The following is a 1573-nucleotide window of genomic DNA, read 5'->3' as shown; positions in this document are numbered from 1 at the left end:
CGAAGACGTAACCGGTACTCTTCTTCAGAAAAATGCAGAATACGCATTTTCACCCACCTTTTTGCGCGAATGCTGGTTATCAACGGCCGTAGCTTCTTTGAACCGGCTTGACGCACCTTCTAGAGCTCATTCGCCAGCGTTCCACAGATTTGTGGTGCAAGCGGGCGACGGTGTCCAATACAAATACCAGCGCCTGCTTATCTCGAATTTAGATAGAGGTTTGTTCCTAGCTAGTTTCCGTCCACAAACGCCAAATCGTTGATTCGATTGATGAACCGTTGATTTGCGCAAGCAAAACCCGACGGCTTCAGGTATGTTGGATCATGCCACTGATTCCAAAATCCTGCCACCGCCGGAGCCGACAATGCGCCAAGAACGCACTGTCCAACCCAGCATATTCGATCTTTTCGCCACGCACGAGATCGGCTGCGAGCTAAAGGCGATGTCGCAATGGCTGGATGATCATTGCGGCCTGCTAGGCTTGGTGGCGCGAGACCTGTGTCGGGGCGGCATCAAAGCGACCGGACGGCAAGGCCTGCCCGCCGAGGCGGTGCTGCGCTGCACGCTGCTCAAACAATATCGGCAGCTGAGCTACCAGGAGTTGGCGTTCCACCTTGAGGACTCCGCCTCGTTTCGCGCCTTTGCCCGACTGCCATGGTCGTGGAGCCCACAGAAGTCGGCGCTGCAAGAGACGATCGGCGCGATCCGGCTCGAGACCTGGGAACAGATCAACCGGACCCTGCTTTTGGGCGCACGGCAGGTGAAGTTCGAAGACGGCGCGGTCGTGCGGCTGGACAGCACCGTGACCTCGGCGCTCATGCAACGAGCCGAGCGACAGCAGCCTGTTGTGGGATGCCGTGCGGGTCATGGTGCGTCTGCTGAAGCGAGCTGACGCCTTGAAGATTCAGTTCACGCGCGGTCGGACCCAATCGGATCCAGCTCTACCGCGAGCTGATCGCGATTGCCCGCGCGACCTTGGCGTATCTGAACCAGGCGAGCGCATGCCTTGCCAGTGCTCCCGATCCGTTCGTCGACCTGTGGGAACGCCAAGCCCGGCACTATCGGCCGCTGATTGAACGCATCGTCAGACAGAGTGAGCGGCGCGTGTTGGGCGGCGAGCCGGTACCGGCCAGCGAGAAGTTGGTCAGCCTGTTCGAACCGCATGCCGATATCATCGTCAAAGGCAGCCGCGACACCGAGTACGGCCACAAACTAAACCTGACCACCGGCAGGAGCGGCATGATCCTCGATCTGGTGATCGAAGCCGGCGACCCGGCCGACAGCGACCGCTTGCTGCCGATGCTGGCGCGCCACGTCGCCTTCTATGGCCACGCGCCGCGGCAAGCGGCGGCCGATGGTGGTTTCGCCACGCGCGACAACTTGGCCACAGCGAAGACGTGGGACGTCTGCGAGCCGGCCTCAGGATCGAGGACATGGTCAGAAGCAAGTGGATCTTCGCAAAACTCCGCAACTTCCGCGCCGGTATTGAAGCTAGCTGTTTGATCCCGGACTTTAATGGCGCATCATTGCCGTCCGAATCAAAGGATGCGCTATGGGACAGGTTCTACACCGC

1 protein-coding gene and 1 pseudogene are annotated in these 1573 nt (G+C 59.7%); both read left to right on the top strand.

Annotation, left to right across the window (positions count from 1 at the left end; genetic code table 11):
* The coding region (locus AC0L3D_RS36575; protein ID WP_473647519.1) for a hypothetical protein at nt 1-262 on the top strand (262 nt) is incomplete at its 5' end.
* Nucleotides 263-364: 102 nt separating this feature from the next.
* A pseudogene (locus AC0L3D_RS36570) lies at nt 365-1502 on the top strand (transposase); the annotation flags it as partial.
* Nucleotides 1503-1573 lie beyond the last annotated feature (71 nt).

This window comes from Mesorhizobium sp. WSM4837 (assembly GCF_055811435.1).
Note: the sequence above shows the minus strand (reverse complement) of the source record. Positions and strands in the feature narration are given on the sequence as shown.